This is a genomic window from Hyphococcus luteus, from assembly GCF_002943565.1.
GTDB classification, from domain to species: Bacteria; Pseudomonadota; Alphaproteobacteria; order Caulobacterales; family Parvularculaceae; genus Hyphococcus; species Hyphococcus luteus.
In genome coordinates, this window is sequence record NZ_PJCH01000009.1 from 88,900 (window position 1) to 103,397 (window position 14,498).

Genomic DNA, 14,498 nt, shown 5'->3' on the forward strand with positions numbered 1-14,498 from the left:
TCGGATTTAATTCTAACAAAACCGTCAATGAATCTTTTGCGGGCCCTCCGCTACGTTTTCCTTCTGGTTGCGTCAGTTTTTATATGGGACCGTTATGAGTTTCGATGCATACGCCCGGAATTCCCGTTTCGCAGGTGATTTCACGGATCTTGTGGAAGCCGCCAACAAGGGGCTGCTGCCCGGCGCGAAAAAGCGCGGTCGCTCCCGCGGCAAATCCGGCGTAAAGCAGCGGCTCTCCCAGGCCGCGCTCCTGGCGCCCTTGCTGGCGACGGAAGGCTGCCTGACGCTTGGCGATGAAGGCGGCGCGCTTGCCGATCAGGAAGGGGCGCCGCCGCCCGCTCCGGACGCCCAGGACGCCCCGACGGCGCCGACTGCGCCGACTGCCCCGCCGGCGACGGTTCAGGCCGTGAACGACGCAGGGTATCATTCCGATTTGAACAGCGACATTCTCATCTCGCCTGACGACTTGTTCGCCAATGACCAGAAACCTCAAGACGCGACGCTGGAGATCGTTCGCGTCTTTGGCGCGAGCCATGGCGAAGTCCATCTGATTGACGGGCTTGTCCGGTTTACGCCGGACTCCGGCTATGAAGGCGTCGCGAATTTCTTCTACGAAGTGCGCGACAGCAACGGCAATCTCAGCCAGGCAGGCGTCGAGCTTCATGTCGGCGCCATGGATCAAGACGGCATGGATCACGCCGCGCATGGCATGCACATGGCCGTCATGGAGCTGGTGCCGATCAGCGAGGCGACTCATGTCGCCGTCAACAACGGCTCATGGTTCGATCCCAACACCTGGGCGGACGGCGAAATTCCCGGCGAAGGGGCGAAGGTCCTCATCCCCGAGGGTATTGAAGTGCTCTATGACGGCGAAAGCCCGGTTTCGCTGTTTACGGTTCGCGTCGATGGCGCGCTGGATTTTGCGACTGATGAGGACACCTTTATGGAGGTGGACACGCTGGTCGTGAGCCAAGTCGGACGCTTGACGATCGGCACGCAGGACAATCCGGTGAGCCCGAATGTTCAGACGATCATTCAAATCGCGGATAACGGGCCGATCGATGTCGAATGGGATCCCACGCTTGTCTCACGCGGCGTGATCACCAACGGCGATGTCGAAATCCACGGCGCGTACAAGGATACGTTTCTTAAAGTGGCGGCGGATCCGATGGCCGGCGACACGTCGCTCACCCTGGAAAGCGTTCCGGAAGGATGGCGGGTCGGCGACAAGCTGGTGCTGACCGGCACGCATCTGACCGAGACAATCGGGCAGGATCCTAACGAGGCGATGATTAACGAGACAGAAGACGAAGAGCTGATTATCACCAGCATCAGCGGCAATGTGGTGAATTTCGACCGTCCGCTCGAATTCGATCATGAAGGCGCGCGTTCCGACCTCAAGGCCTATGTGGCGAATTACACGCGCAATGTGCGCGTTCAAACCGAAAACGCAGATGATCTTCCGGTCTATCAGCGGGGCCATGTCATGCTGATGATGTCGGATGATATCGACGTTCGCTATGCGGAGTTTCTGGACCTTGGCCGGACAGACAAATCGCACCGGGCATTCGATGTCGAAGATCTCGACACGGTCGAAAGCGATTCCAACGTCAAGGCCCGCTATTCGCTGCATTTGCACCATCTGGGCGTCGACGATCCCGAAAACCCTGCAATGCTTGTCGGCAACTCCGTCTGGGGCTCGCCGGGCTGGGGCTACGTGCACCATGACTCAAATGCGATTCTCGCCGACAATGCGGCCTACGATACCTGGGGCGCCGGGTTTGTCGCTGAAACCGGCAATGAGATCGGCCGTTGGGTCCACAACATATCCATCAGGACGGTCGGCACGGCGGCGGCGCCGAAATGGTTTGAGGATGTTGTGGCGTTCGACCTTGGCCGCTCCGGCGTAAATTTCTGGTTTCAGGGCCGCCTCGTGGACGCGCTCGACAATGTCGCGGCGGGCTCGCCCGGCGGCCAGGGCTTTGTCTACATGACCCGCGGCGCCGGCCAGACGATTCCCATCGACAGTGTGAATGCGGATTTTCCGGAGACGATGCACTATTGGGATAAAGTAGACATTGCGCTGCCGTCGATTTCGCAGTTCGAGGGGAACGAGGCGATCGCCGTCAATCTCGGCCTGCAGGTCGTCAAATCGAACTCCAAGCAGTATCACGACGACCGGTCAATCATTAAGGATTTCACCGGTTGGGAAGTCGAGACCGGCGTCGAGCTGCAATATACGGCGCACTATACGCTGGAAAATATCGATGTCGTCGGCTCGACGGGCGCGGGCGGCGGCGTGCTCGGTTTTAGGGGCATTGAATACGCGAATTCGGTGTTCAGCACCGTGGTGAACGGCGCGACCGTGGACGGCTTCCAAGAAGGCATCTATTACAACAAGAACACCACGGGGCTGGATCCGACATTTGACAATAACTGGGACTATGTCTTCGTTGATCTTGATTTAAAGAACAATGGCGAGGACATGCCGACTTTCGACCCGGCGCACGACAGGCTGCTGTCCAGCAGTGATTTGCGCACGGGCGACCTTCTCATCGATCCGGATTATGACGGCATCTGGGGCGTGCCGGACCCGGGCGCAGACTCTTTTGTTCTGAGCGGAACGAAAACGGACAGTCTCGGCGAAGGGCCGATCTCTCCCACTTGGGATCCGGAATATATCAATCTTCTGGCGGTTCGGGGCGCGGTGGCCGCCGAAGGCTACTGGACGCTTTCCGATGGCCGGATCGTCACGCAAATCGAGCAGTATTTCGTTGACCGCGTCACCGGCGAGGCCGACAAAATCTCGCATTTCGTCACATGGGAGAAAGGTCCCAATGTGTTTGACGTGGCCCCGGAGTATCATGGCGTTCTCGACCGCAACAGCAACGCGCCTGTGGCTGTCGACGATTCCGCCACTGCGCCCGGCGTTGAAGAAAGCGTTATCATCGACGTCCTGGCGAACGACTTCGATCCCGACGGCGACACGACAAGAGTCGACGGCATCGTTCAGCCGACCCATGGTCAGGTGTTTTTGAACGACGACAACACGGTGACCTATGCGCCGGATCCGAATTTTTCAGGCACGGACGAATTCTGGTACTGGGTTGAAGACAATAATGGCCAGTTCGACAAGGGCCACGTCACCATCGAAGTCTAACCGGCGGCTTCCCATTCGGCCCTGACTTCCGCGTCGTCTTCCTGCGCGTGATAACGCGCGCGCAAGTCTTCAATATCACCGGGGCGTAATTGCGCGAGCGCCCAGACCGCAGCACCGCGCACCAGCGGACTTTCATCCTCAATGAGCGTCTCCGCGCAATCGGAGAGGCGTTCATCGCCGGAATTGCCGATCGCGATCAGCACATTGCGCACAAAGCGGTTGCGGCCCGTGCGTTTCACCGGCGAGCCGGAGAATTTCGTCCGGAACGCCGCGTCGTCGAGGCCGGCGAGCTCGCTCAACAAGGGCCGGCTTAAATCTTCCCTCGCGTGAAACGCGCTTTCGCGGGCCCTTTGCGCGAATTTGTTCCACGGACAAACAGCGAGGCAATCGTCGCAGCCATAGATGCGGTTGCCCATGGCCTTCCTCAACTCGCGCGGGATCGGGCCTTGATGCTCGATCGTGAGATAAGAAATGCAGCGCGTCGCATCGAGCTGATAGGGCGCGGGGAACGCGTTTGTCGGACAGATGTCGAGGCAGTTGCGGCAGGTGCCGCAATGATCGCGTTCGGCCTCGTCGGGGGCGAGCTCCAGCGTCGTGAAAATCGCGCCGAGAAACAGCCATGATCCGAACTCGCGGGAAACGAGATTGGTGTGCTTTCCCTGCCAGCCGATCCCGGCGCGCGCGGCAAGCGGTTTTTCCATCACCGGCGCCGTATCGACAAAGACCTTGACCTCCGCGCCGGTTTCTTCGGCGAGCGCGCGGGCGGCGCGCTTCAGGCGTTTTTTGACGAGGTCGTGATAATCGCGGTTATGGGCGTAAACGGAAAGAACGCCGCTGGATTTTTGTTCGAGCGCCGCCATCGGGTCGTGGTCCGGCCCGTAATTCATGCCGAGCATGATCACGGACTTCGCGTCTTTCCAGAGAGACTGCGGATGCGCGCGTTCGCCGGCCCGCGCTTCGAGCCAGCCCATCTCGCCATGGCGTCCGAGCGCCAGAAAACGCATCAGCCTTTCGCGAAAACTGTCCGGCAGCGCCGCCGGCGTAAAGCCGACAGCGTCAAACCCGCATTCGCCCGCCAGCGCGCGAATGCGGGCGGCGATATCGTCCGCCGTCTTTGTCATTAAAAATCCGGATTGTCGTAATGAGCCGGCGGCGGCAGGCCGTCGATGCGGTCGCGCAGGATCGGGCGCATGGCCGGGCGCGACTTCAGCCGCGCATACCAGTCCTTCACCGGCGGAAATTTCTCCCAGGGCACGAAGTCGATATAGTCGAGCGCCGACAATTGCGCGGCGGCGGCGATGTCGGCGATGGTCATCTTTTCGCCGGCGAGCCAGTGACGCTGGTCGAGCAGCCAGGCCGCGTAGTCGAGATGCCAGGCGAGGGCGTCGGCGCCGGCTTTCAGGAGTTCGTAATCGGGCTGGCCGCGGCGCATCAGCCTTTTGTCCACCCGCTCGCGCAGGGTGAAGACGCTGACTTCCGCTTCGAACTTGTCGAGAAACCAGGCGCTAAGCCGGCGCGCCTCCGCCCGCCCCGCCGACGTCGCCGGCAGCAGCGGCCCGCTCTCATAAGCTTCTTCCAGATATTCGATGATGGCGCTTGCGGGCGAGACGGCGATTTCGCCCCCCGTGGGCGGCTCGTCGATCAGCACCGGCACCGCGCCCGCCGGGTTCGCCGCGGCGAGCGTTCCGTCCTCATCCGCCCAGGGCCGCTTTTCCACGAGCTGCGCCGGCAGTCCTTTTTCCGCCATGGCGAAACGGATCGCCCGCGAGGCCGGATCGAGGGGCATGTGAAAGAGGGTGCGCATTCGTCAGCGCCTAACCCGGCTGAGTTGCAAAGGGCTGCGGGAGCCGAACATCAGACGTTCCTTTCAGCAAACCGATACGCTTCCGGCGCTCATTCGTTAAGAAGCGGGATCGGCGAGGCATGACTATCGCGGCTTCCGGGCGTCTGTCCATTTGGTTCCGCCGGTTTTGCCGCCATTCGAGCCAGCTCCCGGACCATAGCAGCGCCGCCGGCGGGGCAAAGCCGGAATCGGGCCTTCTTTTTCCGAAATTCCCGTTTAAGGCGAGCGATCGGCAGGCCGCTTGCAATGTCCTTCCCGGCGTCCGGTCTCCTGCAGGCCGCGCCCAGCGGGAGGGCAGCAAAGGTGTCTCAAATGAATACAACCGCCGCCGGGGAGACGATCGAGCCTGAATTTGCATGGCGCGCGGGAGCGCCGAGAGCGCGGTCCATGGCCATGCGCCTTTTTTCATGGCGCCAGCCGGGCTGGGTTTTTCTGTGGTCCGTCGGCGCGGCGTCCCTGTTTGTGGCGGCGGCCCTGTTGTCGCCGGCGCTGCTTAGCCTGTCGCCGACCGTGGACATGATCGGCCCCATCGCCGAGGCGCGGGCGGTCATGGCGGGCGAAGCCGATCTCGCCGCGCAGGACGCGCCGTTTCATCTTTTGCTGTTGATGGCGGCGGATATTTTTGTGGACGCGCCGGGCCGCGTGCATCTCGTTGCGAAAGCCATTGGCGCAGCGCTCGTTGCCTATGCCTTTGCTTTTATCGCCATCACGCGCTTTCCGGCGGTTTTCGTGACACTCGCAACAGCTGCGCTCGCCGGTTTCATAGCCGCGCCTTTTTCCGGCGCGCCGGAGTTCGGTCTCGCCCTGTTTATTGTCTGCGGTCTTTGCTTCCTGACGGCGTCCGCCGACGACAGTCCGGGGCGCGCGCGATTTGAAGGCGCGCTTGCCGGGCTCATGCTCGCCGCCCTGTGGCTGCTTCATCCGGCTTTTGCGCTCATCGGATTCATTCTCCTGTCGGCGTGTCCGTTTCTCACCGGCCGCGCAGGCCTCTGGCGCTACGCCGGCGCGCTCATCGGCTTTGCGTTCGCCGCCGGGCTCATGGAAGTCATGGCGCCGGGCGTTAATCTCGCCCGCGCGGGCGCCGCGCCGGGCGCGCTCGAGTTGCATGCGCTGTTCAAGGGCGGAGAAAGCGCCGTGGGGCTTGGCGGCGCCGCCTATGGCGCGCTGATCGTCATTCTTTCAAGCGCCGTCTTCGGCGGCGGCGCCCATTGGAAAAACTGGGCGGCGTCTGCGGCGCTGATGGTCGCCGGGCTGATCGCCGCGAAACTCGCCGGCGCCAGCGCGCTGCCGGTCTTTGCATTCGCCGCGGCGCTTGCGTGTTTTTCCGTTTCCTCGCCGTTTTACGATGGGCTGTTTCGCGAGCATGACCGGGCGAGCGTGGCGACGGCGCTCACCGCCGCAGCGCTCACCCTGTTCTGGACCGGCGCCGTCGCCGTTCATGCGGCGGGGCAATTCTCCCTGCAGCACCGGGCCGCGAAAGAGGCGCCGGAAAACATCCGCAGCGAGCTTGCGCTGGTCCAGCCGGGGGGGCCGACCATTGCGAAATGGGTGGAGGAAGGGCGCTTCTCGACGCCCGAAGCGCGGGCGTTTTTCGCCCTGACGCCGGTGGACCAGTCGGCGATGCTGCTCGAGGCGGCGGCGCGCGCGCGCGTCATTGCGGCGGAAGGCCTCGATGTGGCTTTCCTCACCGGCGCCGACACGGCCTGCGTGCTGGCGGAAGAACGCGACTGCCGGGCGGACGGCCCCGCCGCCGCAAATGAGGCGAGCGTCGTCTTCGTGCCGCGTCTTGAGATGGATCCGAAAACCACGGAAGCCAAAGGCCGCGCCGAAGCGATGCTCTATACGCAGTTCAAGATGGTCGAACGCACGGCGCTCTGGGAAATCTGGGTGCGCCGCGACGCGCCGGCCCCGGCGGGCCTGTTTCCGTCGACAGCGACCGATTACCGTTAGCGCGCGCCCCAGGCGATGAAATGCGGATTGTCGAAGCCGCGCGCCTTCTTGCCGTAAGTCAGCGGCTCGCCTTCGGGATGGGTGAGCACGCGCCCGCCCGCCGCCTCGAGCACGGCCTGGCCCGCGCCGGTGTCCCATTCCATGGTGCGCCCGAAACGCGGATAGACGTCCGCCGCGCCTTCCGCCACAAGACAGAATTTCAGCGACGAGCCGGCGGCGGTGAAGTCGCTGACCTTCAGCGTTTCAAGATAGGCGTCGGTCTCAGGCGAGCGGTGCGAGCGGCTGGCGACGGCGACGAGCCCTTCCTCAGGCGCCGTCCGGACACGGATGATGTCGCGTGCGCTGATGACATAATCGGTCACTTCGCCTTTCCAGGCGCCGTCCCGTCCGCCGAAATAAAGCCGGTTCGCCGCCGGGGCGTAGACGACGCCGAAAACCGGCCGGCCGTGTTCGATAAGCGCGATGTTGACCGTAAACTCGCCGGTTTTTTTGACGAATTCCTTGGTGCCGTCGAGGGGATCGACGAGGAAAAACACATCGCCCAGCGGGTCGGGAATCTTGCCCGCCGAGGCGCTTTCCTCCGCCAGCACCGGGATCTCCGGCGCGAACGCCGCAAGCCCGTCGAGAATGATTTTTTCGCCAAGCTCGTCGGCTTCTGTGACGGGGGAGGCGTCCGCCTTGGTCTGCGTTTCGAAATCGCGGGCGTAGACCTCCATCGCTGCGGCGCCGGCCTTGAGGGCGAGGGCGCAAAGCGTTTCGGTCAGCGCTTCGTCTGTAAAATGGTGATCGCTCATTAGGGCTCCATGGCGGCAAGGGCGGGGGAAAGCAAAACGGCGATTTGCCACGGTCTGCGCCGAAAATGCAAATCGCCGGAATGAGCGGATGGGCGCTGGAAGTTTCTTTCGCTTTGTTAATGCAGACGCGGGCGCCGCCCTGTCGGGAGGGAAGGGAACTTCCGCTATGCCGGAGGCGTTAGAGGCGGATATGCGTCCTATGGAGGGTCAGCGGAAGGCGACAATGGTGAAGGCGGCGGTCTGGCGCGGGGTCAGGCCCGGCGCGGCGAGGACGTCCTGGATGATCCAGCCTTCGTCGGCGAGCTGGTTTAGGCGCGTTTGAAGCGCGGCGGCGGCGGCCCGGCCATAATCGCGCTCATCGGCGAAAAGGCCGATCGGGCGCACCTTGGCGTCCCGCCAGCTCACGTAGAAAGACGCAAACTGTTTCGACATGGCACAGGTAACCTTTTTGACGTAAATTAGTCCTATTCTTGTTTAATTGACATTCAAACATCGGGCCGCTTCATTCCGCGCCGTCTGTAGCCGGAGGAGGGCCCCTTGGGGACTGGCCTGAGAGGACTGGGAGCGAAGACTGGAATGGGGGAGCAGGGCCTCAGCAGCGGCGCTGACAATGCCGACAATTTTTCCGGCGACGGGGTTCGCCATCGCGGTCCGATGGCGCGCGCGCTGTTCGGCGACATTGTGCAGTTCGTCGATTTTATCGTCGTCATCCTGACGGCGGTGCTCGTCGCCTATGTCTATCATGTCTTTTACCTGGGCTCGGAATTCGACATTCAGTACTACGCCGCCGCCGGCATAATGGGCGCGACGGGGCTGACGGCGCTGATGCGCCGCGACGGCTATTACGATTTCGATCAGGCCGCCGGCGCCGAGCATCCGGCCCGCGCCATCGTTTCGCGCTGGGCGCTCGTCCTGCTCGGACTTCTGGCTTTCGGATTCGCCCTGAAAATTTCGGAGAATTTCTCGCGCGCCTGGCTCGGCGCCTGGTCGGTGACGGCGGTGTCGTCGGTGATCGCCGTGCGCCTGTCGGCGAACGCCTTCGTGCGCAAGATGAGCCGCGACGGCGGCGTCTTTGCGCGCCGCGTGGCGGTGGTCGGCGCGACGGCGCTCGGGGTGAAATTCACCGAACATGCAAAAGCCTCGCCTGCGGGGCTCATTGTCGACGGCATTTACGCCGCCGGTCTCGCCGACGCCGGCGACGGCGTCGGCGAAGGGGTCGCCATCAAAGGCGATCTCAACGATCTCGTGCACGCCGCGCGCCATGGCGAAATCGACGATGTCGTCATCGCGACGCCGCGCGCGTCAACCGAAGAAATGCAGATGCTGGTGCGCCGCCTGTCGATCCTGCCGGTCTCCATCGCCATTTGTCCGAACATTCACTGGCTCGACCATCTCGGGGGCGCCATCTCCCGCGTCGGCGGCGTCCGGGTCTTGTCGCTTTACCGGCGCCCGCTCGAAGGCTGGGGCAGCGTCATCAAGACGCTCGAAGATTACCTCCTGGGCTCGCTTGCGCTGATCGCCTTGTCCCCGGTGATGCTCGCAATCGCCGTCGCCATCAAGCTGCAGGGCAAAGGGCCGATCCTGTTTGCGCAAAAGCGCCACGGTTTCAACAACGCCGTCTTCAAGGTGTATAAGTTCCGCACCATGACCGTCGCCGAGGACGGCGACGTGATCACGCAGGCCAAGGCCGGCGACGCGCGCATCACGCCGCTCGGCGGTTTCCTGCGGCGTTACAGCCTCGACGAGCTGCCGCAGCTGTTCAACGTCATCAAGGGCGAGATGTCGCTTGTGGGCCCGCGCCCCCATGCGCTCGCCCACAACCACCAATATGCGCGCGCCATCGAGAACTATTCCGGCCGCCACAAGGTGAAGCCCGGCATCACCGGCTGGGCTCAGGTGAACGGCTATCGCGGCGAGACCTCCGAAAACGAGCAGATGGAGGACCGGGTGCGCTACGACCTCGCCTATGTCGATAACTGGTCACCCTGGTTTGATATAAAAATCCTGTTTTTGACCGTCAAAGCAGTGGTTTTTCCGCAAAACGCCGTTTAAGACGCGGGGCCAAGAGCAATGCGTCTTTGCGGTGCGCTTTATCGCCGAAGGGCCGTTTAAGGCGCGAGATTTTACCAGTAGGATTTCGGCCATGCGCGTCACCATGATCGGCACCGGTTATGTCGGGCTTGTTTCCGGCGCCTGTTTCGCGGATTTCGGCCATGAGGTCGTTTGCGTCGACAAGGACCGCTCGAAAATCGAAAAGCTCGAAAAGGGCGAGATCCCGATTTACGAACCGGGCCTAGAGGCGCTGGTTGCGGAAAATGTGAAGGCCGGGCGCCTTTCCTTCAGTCTCGATCCCGCCGCGTCGACGCCGAAAGCCGACGCCGTTTTCATCGCGGTCGGCACGCCGTCGCGCCGCGGCGACGGCTTCGCCGATCTTTCCTATGTCCATAAGGCGGCTGAGGAAATCGCCGAAGTGATGGACGGCTATACGGTCGTCGTCACCAAATCGACCGTGCCGGTGGGGACCGGGACGGAGGTTGAGGAGATCATCCGCAGGGCGCGCCCGGACGCCGATTTCTCCGTCGTCTCCAATCCGGAGTTCTTGCGCGAAGGGGCGGCGATCGAGGATTTCAAGCGTCCCGACCGCGTCATTGTCGGCGCCGAGGACGAGCGCGCGCAAAAAATCATGCGCGAGCTTTACCGGCCGCTTTATCTCAACGAAACGCCGATCGTCTTCACCAACCGGGCGACGTCGGAGCTTATCAAATACGCCTCCAACGCCTTTCTCGCCACCAAGATCACTTTCATCAACGAGATGGCCGATCTTTGCGAAAAAGTCGGCGCCAATGTTCAGGAAGTGGCCCGCGGCATCGGGCTGGACGGGCGGATCGGTCCGAAGTTCCTGCATGCGGGGCCGGGCTATGGCGGCTCGTGCTTTCCCAAAGACACGCTCGCGCTGGTGCGCACGGCGCAGGTCCATCACTCGCCGACCAAGATCGTCGAGGCGGTGGTCGAGATTAACGACGCCCGAAAGAAGAAGATGGCGGCCCGCGTCATCGAGGCTTGCGGCGGCGCGCTGGAAGGCAAGACGGCGGCCGTTCTCGGTCTGACATTTAAACCGAATACGGACGATATGCGCGACGCGCCTTCGCTCGACATCGTGCCGGCGCTGCAGGCGGCGGGCGCGCATGTCCGCGCCTTCGATCCCGTCGGCATGCGCGAGGCGGAAGGGCTGTTAAAAGACGTCGAATATGTGGACGGGCCTTACAAGACGCTCGACGGCGCCGACGTCGTCGTCATCGTCACCGAATGGGACGAATTCCGGGCGCTCGATCTTGAACGGGTGAAGTCGCTGATGAAGGCGCCGGTCATGGTCGATCTCAGGAACATCTATCGTCCCGATGAAATGGCGGAAGCCGGGATCGATTATTACTCCATCGGCCGGCCGAGGAAATCCTAGCCTTCTCCGCCTCGCGCGCGCAGTTCTGCGCATCCGGAGCAGGCGGGCGCCGTTCATGATAGCACGGAAGTAAAAGGCGTGGATAAGTATCCACGGGTTTTCCCGCGGGGGTATTATGCATGTGGCCCCGTGAAGGCCCGAAGCCGTGTTCGCAGAACCGGCGATAGAAGGTCAAATTCTCTTCTTGCGACTCGTCACGCTTCAAGCGTGGCGTCCATCTTTTACGCCGGAGCTTGCTGGCGGCCTCTGGACCCCACGCTTCAAGCGTGGGGAGTCGAAGAAGGGCGGATCGCAAAATACAGGATGCATCCCCGTGGAACAATTTACGCAAATGGCGCCAAATTCGGCTGAAAGCCAGGAAAGACGCCGTTTAAAAGAAAAAGGGAATCCGGTTTACGCAAATTGTTCCACGGCGCGCGGGCAAAATGCAGCGCCGGGAAGGGAAGCTTCAGGCGGCGCGGAGTTTTTTCAGAATGGCGTTTTTGCGCGACGCGCCGCTGCGCGACGGCGCGTCGATGTCGAGGCGCGCGCGGCGGAGAATGTCCGAGGTCACCACGGGCGCCTCGCTGCGGAACAGCGTCTTGCCCTCCTCGTCCACATAGATGACGAAAAATCCGCCTTCGGCGTTCAGCGCATGGCGCAACAGCGCCGGATCGAGCCAGTCCATGGGCTCTCCGTTCTGGCGCGGCGTCGCCTCGCCATAGACCTCCATCACCGAGACCTCCTCGCGGATCAGCGCCGCGATGGCGGGCTTCAAAAGCCTGCGCTGCATCTTGCAGGCGGGGTGATTGGCGCCGGGGCCGATAATGAACAGGGTGTTTTTCGGCGAGAACTTCTTCACCGTTTCCGTCTGCCTGAGGCTCGAGCCGATCTCCGGGATGAGGCCGGGCCGGAATGAGGCGAGCGCGGCGATGAATCCGAAGACGAGGCAGATCGCAATAATGGCGAAGGTCAGTTCCATAGGCTGTGGAAAATACCGTCCCGTCCTTGCCGTCCCGTTAACCGGATGCGCCAAAGGCTCCGGAAAACAGGCGCTTCCGCCGTTCAGTTCCCGGCGGCGGCCCGAAAAAACGTCCGGTCCGGCGGGAAGGTTAAGAGAAGATGAATATCACGGGGCCCCGGACGGGGAAAGCGGCGGCGCGGCTGTGTTACGGCCTGTGCGCCGCGGCGCCTGCCGGCGCGCCGAGCATTTCGTCATAAAGCCCTTCGGGGAGGGTTTTCCGGCGATAGAGCATGACGGCGCCGATGGCGAGCATGGTGATCCCCGCAGCGATGAAGGCGAGGCTCGGATCGGCGTTGGTGCGGGTGATGGCGAGCACCGACAAAGAGCCAGGGATGGCGAAGGCGGCGTAGGTGAAGGCGGCGGCGGCCATGATGCGCGCGCGCGTCTCGCGCGGCGCCCGGCGCTGCATCGCCGCCTGCAGGGGGGCGATGTAAACGCCGGCGAGACCGGAGGTGAGAATGAGCACGCCGACCAGCACGCCGCCGCCTGCGGAGGAAAAAAGTCCCTGCAACGTCATGGGCGCCGCCGGCGTTCCCGCAGCGAACGGCGTCACGATATAGATTGCGATGCAGGAAACGCCTGCTGCGGTGATGGCGAAGGCGGATGCGCCGAGCCCGGAGCGCGCTTTCGCAAAGCTCGCCGCCGTTACCGCGCCGGTTCCCGCGCCAATCGCGAAAAAGCCGTTAAGCGCCGCCCAGACCAGCGGCGTCGCATGAAGCGCGTCCCGCCCGTAAAGCGGAATGACGACGGTGATGGCCGTGGAGAGAAAATAGAAACAGGCGGCGCCGAGAAGCGGCGGCGCAACGCCGCGGGCTTCAAAGGCATGGCGGAACATGAGCGCGGTTTGTTTAAAGCCGTTGAAACTCAGTTTCAGATCCGGCGCATTGGCGGCGGCGTAAGGCGCGAACCATGCGGCGGCAAGGCCGGTCAAGGAGGCAAGCACGAGAGTCGCGCCGACAAGGGCGCCGCCGCCCGGCGCGGCGATCAGCGTTCCGCCGAAAACATAGCCGAGGAGAATGAATGTGAAGACGCCCGCATTGCAAAACCCGTTGCCGCGCACCAGCTCGTCCATGGCGAGATATTTCGGCATGGCCGCGACGCGCACCGGCGAGAAAAAGGCCGATTGCGCGCCCATGGCGAACAGCATGGCGATGGCGAGCCCGCCCCAGCCGAAAGCGAAGGCCGCCCCCGCCGTCAGCATGAGCACGAGTTCGGTGGTTTTCGTGCGCCGGAACATCAGCGAGGTTTCGTATTTGTCCGCCAATTGTCCGGATACAGAGGAAAAAATGAGGATCGCCGCCGGCAAAAGCGCGCCGATGAGCGGGATGGCGTCGTCCGGGTCGGGGAAAAACGGCACGGAAATGACGCCCGCGGGGATGCCGATGAGGAGCGCCTGACGCAGGGTGTTGTCTGCGAAAGCGCCGAAGGAGAGCGCCGTCCACATGGGCAGGAAGCGCCGCCGGAAAAACAGCGGCGTTTTCGACGGTTTTGTTGTGTCAGGGGCGCTCAACTGGCCTGGCTCCGCGGATCGGGGAGGAGGGCGCCGATTTCGACGCCTTCGGGCGTCTCCTCGCCCAGCAGCGCAATGGAGCGCGCTTCGACAGCGGTTTCAAGCCGGGCCATGAAAGTCTCCTTGTTCAGGCCCGGCTCGATCGGGTCAAGAAATTCGATCACCGCTTCGCCGGGGCGCAGGCGCCAGCTTTGTTGCGGCCAGCGAAGGCCGAGATTGGTGGCGACCGGCGCCACGGCGCAGCCATAGGCTTCATACATATGATAGACGCCTTTTTTATAGCGATATTGACGCCCCACCGGCGCGAGATGGCCTTCCGGGTAGATCAGGATGCGGCGATTTTGCGTCCGCGCCCTTTCAAGATCGTTATCGACGAGGCGCGCTCTCGCATAAGCGCCGCCGCAATTGTCCACCACGATCGCGCCCATCTTCTTGAGGATGCCGCCGACCAGCGGAAAATTCTCGAGATGGTCGCCGGTGACGAAAGCGAGATCGAAAAACTGGGAGAACATCAAAAAGCCGTCGCCCCAGCTCTGGTGTTTGGCGGCGATGATGCAGGGCCCGTCGGGCAGTTTTTCCTTGCCGGCGACGCGAATGCGAATGCCGGCGATTACGCGCATCCACAAACACATGGTCCGCGTATAGCCGAGGGTCCAGAACATCAGCGGCTTGCGGTTGGGGATCAGCAAGAGCGGAATCGCGCCGAGCGCGAAGAAGATCGAGGTCAGCCAGTAGGCGGCCTGAAACAGGAAAGAGCGTAACAAGGAAATCATGACAAACC

11 protein-coding genes are annotated in these 14,498 nt (G+C 62.7%); 4 read left to right on the forward strand and 7 right to left on the reverse strand.

The annotated features are described in order from the left end of the window. Positions 1–94 precede the first annotated feature (94 nt). Positions 95–3,160, forward strand: a complete 3,066-nt coding sequence (locus CW354_RS12790) for an Ig-like domain-containing protein (RefSeq protein WP_104830491.1) — start codon at positions 95–97, stop codon at positions 3,158–3,160. On the opposite strand, the gene queG is transcribed toward CW354_RS12790, so the two are convergent. Together queG and CW354_RS12800 are read right to left on the reverse strand one after the other, a co-directional pair. After that, positions 3,157–4,281, reverse strand: coding sequence for a tRNA epoxyqueuosine(34) reductase QueG (gene queG, locus CW354_RS12795; RefSeq protein WP_104830492.1), 1,125 nt, complete (start codon positions 4,279–4,281; stop codon positions 3,157–3,159). The genes CW354_RS12790 and queG overlap by 4 nt on opposite strands. Further along, positions 4,281–4,964 (reverse strand): glutathione S-transferase family protein, encoded by a 684-nt coding sequence (locus tag CW354_RS12800; RefSeq protein WP_104830493.1) that lies wholly within the window; start codon positions 4,962–4,964, stop codon positions 4,281–4,283. The genes queG and CW354_RS12800 overlap by 1 nt, the downstream gene beginning before the upstream one ends. 351 nt (positions 4,965–5,315) lie before the next feature. On the opposite strand from CW354_RS12800, the gene CW354_RS12805 reads away from it, so the two are divergent. Next, a complete protein-coding gene (locus CW354_RS12805) occupies positions 5,316–6,953 on the forward strand; it encodes a hypothetical protein (protein ID WP_104830494.1) in 1,638 nt (545 codons plus the stop codon). On the opposite strand, the gene cysQ is transcribed toward CW354_RS12805, so the two are convergent. Together cysQ and CW354_RS12815 are read right to left on the reverse strand one after the other, a co-directional pair. Then, entirely contained in the window at positions 6,950–7,747 is a 798-nt protein-coding gene (gene cysQ, locus CW354_RS12810) for a 3'(2'),5'-bisphosphate nucleotidase CysQ (RefSeq protein ID WP_104830495.1), read from the reverse strand. The genes CW354_RS12805 and cysQ overlap by 4 nt on opposite strands. A 207-nt stretch (positions 7,748–7,954) precedes the next feature. Then, on the reverse strand, positions 7,955–8,179 hold the full coding sequence (locus tag CW354_RS12815) for a hypothetical protein (protein ID WP_104830496.1): 225 nt from the start codon (positions 8,177–8,179) through the stop codon (positions 7,955–7,957). Positions 8,180–8,323: 144 nt separating this feature from the next. Between CW354_RS12815 and CW354_RS12820 the strand changes: the two genes are divergently transcribed. Beyond that, positions 8,324–9,799 (forward strand): undecaprenyl-phosphate glucose phosphotransferase, encoded by a 1,476-nt coding sequence (locus CW354_RS12820; RefSeq protein ID WP_104830497.1) that lies wholly within the window; start codon positions 8,324–8,326, stop codon positions 9,797–9,799. A gap of 91 nt (positions 9,800–9,890) precedes the next feature. Further along, entirely contained in the window at positions 9,891–11,204 is a 1,314-nt protein-coding gene (locus CW354_RS12825) for a UDP-glucose dehydrogenase family protein (RefSeq protein ID WP_104830498.1), read from the forward strand. A gap of 448 nt (positions 11,205–11,652) precedes the next feature. On the opposite strand, the gene CW354_RS12830 is transcribed toward CW354_RS12825, so the two are convergent. From CW354_RS12830 to CW354_RS12840, 3 genes are all read right to left on the reverse strand, one after another. After that, entirely contained in the window at positions 11,653–12,165 is a 513-nt protein-coding gene (locus tag CW354_RS12830; protein WP_104830499.1) for a hypothetical protein, read from the reverse strand. Positions 12,166–12,352: 187 nt separating this feature from the next. Further along, positions 12,353–13,717: an MFS transporter gene (locus tag CW354_RS12835; RefSeq protein ID WP_133162305.1), complete on the reverse strand. Its 1,365-nt coding sequence runs from the start codon at positions 13,715–13,717 to the stop codon at positions 12,353–12,355. Continuing rightward, positions 13,714–14,490: a lysophospholipid acyltransferase family protein gene (locus CW354_RS12840; RefSeq protein WP_104830501.1), complete on the reverse strand. Its 777-nt coding sequence runs from the start codon at positions 14,488–14,490 to the stop codon at positions 13,714–13,716. The genes CW354_RS12835 and CW354_RS12840 overlap by 4 nt, the downstream gene beginning before the upstream one ends. Positions 14,491–14,498: the final 8 nt, after the last annotated feature.